Below are 5267 nucleotides of genomic sequence, written 5' to 3'. Positions count from 1 at the left end.
AAAGTTACTGCACTGATTATCAGTCGAGATGTCGTTATTGATTATGCCTTATACGGAACTCCAGAATTAGCCCTCGTTGCGAACAACAAAGCAGAAATCCTGCAGTTCCGCGGACGCTGATAAGTAGACAGATTCCTGACACGGAATACTATAACTGAGGTCACCTAAATAGGATGCATAAGTTGTGTAAGTTACGCCACTTAAATAAGTTAAGGCGCTAAAGCGATAAAAGCTACATGATGGCCAGTACTGAGCACTGGCGATCTAAGTCAATGCTGCAGTTCTCATCATCATTGGAATAAGTGGACAAATTCCTGACACGGAATACTATAACTGAGGTCACTTAAATGGGATGCATAAGTTATGTAAGTTACGCCACTTAAATGAGTTGAGGTGCTAAAGCGATAAAAGTGGCACTGTTGGAAATATAGATTTAAGTCGATGATTTTTCCTTTAAAAAAAGTACTTAAAGACGGCTTTGTTGCACAAAGCTGTTTGTAAGGTCTGATTCAGCAATATAATTTCCGAATGAAGAAGCCAGCAACTAAAATCTACCGTACAACGAATTGGTCCGCATATAAACTCAGTGCGAGAAACTTTCAGAGCCAAGTGAATGAGATAACACTAAATATAAAAAAATGGAAGAATAATTTACTAAGTTATTGTTTTTAAGTTGATCCTTGTTTTATATGGGGGTGATAATAACTTCTGATTACTAGTTTTTACCTTAAATATACCGATTGAAAGATTCATTTAAAGGCTATGAATACATGAGTTTTACAGTTTGGCTAGGTCAGCATGAGTACTTTTCACAAGATTTAAGATCGACCATGAACGTGATTAAGTTATAGGGGATTGATGAAATAGTTTTTATGAATTTCTGGCTTTCTGGGCTGATTTTATCAAATTCATGTCTATGCAAAATTGCGACATATTTCTCGTGCTGGTAGTTATCCAGAGTTTGGTCTGCATCTATCCATAGTGCAGACCTTTTTTTGGTGACAGTTTTTTCTTAGTGATTTTCGATCTGGATGTAGTGATTTCACGTTTGCAGAATATATCTTGGCGGTGATCCATCTAATATTCGTGATTATAAAGAGAGCTAATTCACAGGTTCTACAGATTATGTAGCGACTAACTATATCAAAGTCTATTTGCAGTTGATGGTTGGCGCTTAGTTTATATTTACGCTTAGGTTTCAGTTAAAAAATCAATATTCTGTTGAATCCGTGATTGAATCATCTGTAGGGTAGATTCTCGAATTTGATGGGGATACAGGCGCTGCGCAATTTGACTAAATTGAAGTGCAATTTCACGCATGGTCAAGATGATCTCATCGACTTCTAGAGTAGTCAGATTAGCTTCTGAAGTACCGAGTTTATGTATGTCATTTCGGGAAATATTGAGCGCTTCTCCCATAATGTCCATTTGATGATAACCACCTGGACCCTCGCAGAAGGTCACATCATAGGCTGGAGCCAATTTCCATTGACCATTTTTCTCCATGAGAAATGAAAAGTTCTTAGTATGGTCATCCCGATTATTGAAAAGCACATTAAACACAGCACGTTTAAAAGCATGCAATCTTTCTCGTACATCTTGCGTACACATCAAGGTTGCCCGGAGAAAATTGCGATAGTCTAGGCTACCTGGAACTTTATAGTCTGCTCCTGTATATGCAGCCAAACTCTGCATTGGAATCCGCATACCATTTTGACGATCGAATCGTTTAGAAGCAAAAGCCGTTAAACCATTGGGCAAATTAAAGAAATGGGTATCTGGAGTCTCAATTGCACAAAGTCGCAAACATTCTGCATAGACGGCTTCAATGGCGCAGACTTCAGGATGCTCTTGCTGAGCAGGAAACTTAATCAGCCAGGCTTCATGTTGATCAGAATCTTGAGTCGAAAACTCTAAATTGACAGGATCTCGGTAAACCAACGCTTTTGGTCTGGCACCTTGAGGGGAGCCACCCATGACCAATAAATGCTGTAGAAATTCACCACCTTCACCTTTGAGTACTTCTTGAACTTCCTGGGCCAGTTGTTGTAAAGGGATATTTTCTGAGGTTTGCATGTCAGCAACACAAGGTTCAAAGGAGAGGGCACCCATTGCGTGACTACTAATATAGGTCAGACGCTCCAAAGGTCCAATTCGTGCTGAATTTAAGCCAATTTTTTTGAAATATCGATCCATCAACATCATGCCCCAACCATCTGGTAAAGCGTCATAGACTGGACCTGGGAGTCCCATTTGATGAGTAGGAAAACCTTGTCTGAATGGTAGACCTTTTAAAGGCAGCAAGTAAGAAGAGAGCTCAACACCTTGCTGTATTGCTTCTGGACTATATTCAAAAGCAATGGTGGGTCTACCTGTCGTGGCTGTTGAACTAATCAGCGTTCCCCATAACCATGATTCGCCCCAACCGTTGTAATAAACATTAAGTCTATTGAGCATTATCCCTTCCTCTTAATACGGTGGCGCTTACTTTGACTCTCATAGCGAAGAATGTCATTCACACTGTTAAGCTGAGGTTTAAATAGTTCCTGAAGTTCGTTTAATCGACCCAAGACCATTGCAATACGGACTAAATTTTCAACAGATACATTTCGTCCCGCTTCAAGATTCGAAACTGTATTCACGCCGACACCAGCGCGTGCTGCTACCTCAGCTTGAGACATCTCCAGAAAGAGTCGTTGCTTACGTAAACGCTCACCTAAAAGAGTCACAACTTCTTCTGGTTTAGTGAAATATAAATCCATTAAATTGGGTCTTAAGAATGAATAATTTAATTAAATCACAAAATAATGGAATTAATCTATAGCTATAGTGTGGCTAAGGAGGGCTTTGTTGCACAGCACATCAGAAGGGTAGGTATAGTCCTTGGGTATCGGTTACAGAAAATCATCAGGATGTACTTTGACTGATTGTTGATACGGAGATTTCAGTATTTTCATTTTTCCTAATAGGTCACATTACTTAGAAAGGGTTCTTCGAAAATTAGTTCATACTTTAAAAATCCTATAAATATTGAGGATATTTTCTTAATGCTTTCAATATAGCATGCGGCTATATGTAACTCGAACGGGCTTAATCTGCCTTTCAGTATAAATTTTTTGGGCGTGAGAGGGGAGAGGTGTGAGGGCAAGCAATTTATATCGTGGATACTTCTAAATTACTTATGTAATAGAAGGTGGTAAACATGGATTTAGAGGTAATAACACTAAATATAAAAAAATTGGAAGAATAATTTATTAAATTATTGTTTTTATGTGGTTATTGGTGATGTTATGAATAATAATAACTTTTTCTTGATGAATTTTACCTAAAAAAATTGATCAGATAATTTTCTTTAAATGTCATGCATACATAAATTTGACAGTTTGAAGGGATCGGTATGTGCATTTTTCACAAGGTTAAAGATCGACCATAAATGTGATAAACGGCAGAGGATCATTGAAAAATGAATGGATTTAAACACTACATGTATGCACGAAAAAAAGTATCGCTGCGGTTCTGCTGACAGGCTGTATTGAGCATTGAATGCAAATGATGTAGTAATTGTCTACAGGCTATAGGACCAGCATGAAGAAGAATGAAATGTAGTTGCCAATTTATAACCTTGGTTGAAAAGCATAGCATTGTTATTCGGAGAAGTGAGGTAAGCCATCCTTCTCTTATTCATTTAAAATGATTCTTACTCAACTGATCTCGACTCATGGGCTGGTTCCAATTAGACGGATAATAACTTCCATCCCCTATCTTTTTCTTACCACATTTCTTGCATTTAATCCCTTCTTTGGAGATTTGATTCAGCATCACTGTTGTCGGTTGAATCAAATCAATGACATAGTTCGTTGGTTCAGGAAAAGCAGAAGAGGCTGCTTTATTGCAAAAGAGAACATTCGGATCAAATGGATTGGATTGCACAAAAGCCATGATACAGCCACAGAGTAATTCACCTGCATGTAATCTGTAACATCCATTCAGGTGATGTGTGCTGAGAAAACAGGAGGTTTTAACTTGGTAAACTATAGACACTCATCAGGAGTTTACCATGAGCAAGAAACAGAAGACTTACACCGCAGAATTTAAAGTTGAAGCAATAAAATTGATTGAAGCCAATCAAGGCAATGTATCGGAAACAGCCAGACAACTTGGCATTTCAATGCAAACTCTTTCAAATTGGAATAATAAAGCAAAGACTGGCACCTTAGCAGGCACTAAACAATATTCACCTGATCTAAATGCCTTACTCGAAGAAAATAAAAAGCTCAAACAACAGCTCAAAACAGCTGAAATGGAACGTGAATTTCTAAAAAAGGCAGCAGCGTACTTTGCGAAAGAAAGTCAGTAAGGTACGCCTATATGAAACAGCAAAGATATTTATTCCCGATTAGCTTTATGGCTAGATTACTTCACGTTTCAGTGTCACGATTTTATGATTGGCTAAAACGAGGCATGAATAAAAGATTGGTTCAGCGAAATCAACAGACAATTTTGGTCAAAATAGCTCATGAGGAAACTAAACAAAGCTATGGCTATATTCGATTAACTAAGCATTTACAAGCGCAAGGTATCAAAATCAGTACGTATGCTGTACGTCAAATAAAAAAGCTCAACCAGCTGTATTGTAAGCGTCATAAGCGTTTCAAAAGAACTACGAAGAGTGATCATAATCGAGCGATCTACGCAAATTTACTAGAGCAACAGTTTTCAATGACTAAGCCCAATCTTGCATGGTCAAGCGATATTACATACATTTGGACTGCTGAAGGTTGGTTATACTTGGCAGCAGTAAAAGACCTGTACACGAAACAAGTGGTTGGCTATAGCTTAAATGAGCGTATGACCGCACAACTTGTTTGCAATGCACTGACTATGGCGATTCGTAATCAAAAACCAACGAAAGGCTTAATTATTCATTCGGACAGAGGCAGCCAATATTGCAGCCATGAATATCGAAAGATACTGGAAAAATGTGATTTTCAAGGTTCAATGAGCAAACGTGGGGACTGTTACGATAATGCACCGATTGAAAGTTTCTGGGGCATACTCAAGAATGAATTAGTGCATCATTGCAACTATAAAACCAGAGATGAAGCTAAAGCAGATATTACAGAATACATTGTGTTATTTTATAATCAGCGAAGAATTCAAAAGAGTTTGGATTTTAAAACGCCAAATCAAATAGCAGAGAACTTTTATCGGTTAGCTGCCTAGCATATCCCAAGTGAAAGTCTCCTGCTAATTCAGCACATATCAAG

4 protein-coding genes are annotated in these 5267 nt (G+C 38.1%); 1 reads left to right on the top strand and 3 read right to left on the bottom strand.

The window, feature by feature from the left end:
* Nucleotides 1–1191: 1191 nt before the first annotated feature.
* The 3 genes from ACINWC743_RS07215 to ACINWC743_RS07205 form a co-directional block, all read right to left on the bottom strand.
* Nucleotides 1192–2457, bottom strand: a complete 1266-nt coding sequence (locus ACINWC743_RS07215; RefSeq protein WP_000934717.1) for a type II toxin-antitoxin system HipA family toxin — start codon at nucleotides 2455–2457, stop codon at nucleotides 1192–1194.
* Complete coding sequence (locus ACINWC743_RS07210) at nucleotides 2457–2762, bottom strand: helix-turn-helix domain-containing protein (RefSeq protein WP_000366814.1); 306 nt, start codon at nucleotides 2760–2762, stop codon at nucleotides 2457–2459. Before ACINWC743_RS07210 ends, ACINWC743_RS07215 begins: the two co-directional genes overlap by 1 nt.
* A gap of 919 nt (nucleotides 2763–3681) precedes the next feature.
* Nucleotides 3682–3939, bottom strand: a complete 258-nt coding sequence (locus tag ACINWC743_RS07205) for a hypothetical protein (protein WP_004726728.1) — start codon at nucleotides 3937–3939, stop codon at nucleotides 3682–3684.
* A 118-nt stretch (nucleotides 3940–4057) separates the two neighbouring features.
* On the opposite strand from ACINWC743_RS07205, the gene ACINWC743_RS07195 reads away from it, so the two are divergent.
* Nucleotides 4058–5223 (top strand): IS3-like element ISAba21 family transposase gene (locus ACINWC743_RS07195; protein ID WP_085947548.1). Its coding sequence is split into 2 segments (ribosomal slippage): nucleotides 4058–4316 and nucleotides 4316–5223, totalling 1167 coding nucleotides; the frame shifts between segments, so codons are not numbered across the junction.
* The last annotated feature ends 44 nt before the right edge of the window (nucleotides 5224–5267 follow it).

The organism is Acinetobacter sp. WC-743 (assembly GCF_000335555.1).
GTDB classification, from domain to species: domain Bacteria; phylum Pseudomonadota; class Gammaproteobacteria; order Pseudomonadales; family Moraxellaceae; genus Acinetobacter; species Acinetobacter bereziniae.
The sequence above is the reverse complement of the archived record's forward strand: the minus strand, read 5'-3'. Positions and strand labels throughout refer to the sequence as shown.

Bases quoted from the DNA above. Each gene is read 5' to 3' on its own strand.
- ACINWC743_RS07215 (WP_000934717.1), bottom strand. From the start codon at position 2,457: ATGCTCAATAGACTTAATGTTTATTACAACGGTTGGGGCGAATCATGG.
- ACINWC743_RS07210 (WP_000366814.1), bottom strand. From the start codon at position 2,762: ATGGATTTATATTTCACTAAACCAGAAGAAGTTGTGACTCTTTTAGGT.
- ACINWC743_RS07205 (WP_004726728.1), bottom strand. From the start codon at position 3,939: ATGGCTTTTGTGCAATCCAATCCATTTGATCCGAATGTTCTCTTTTGC.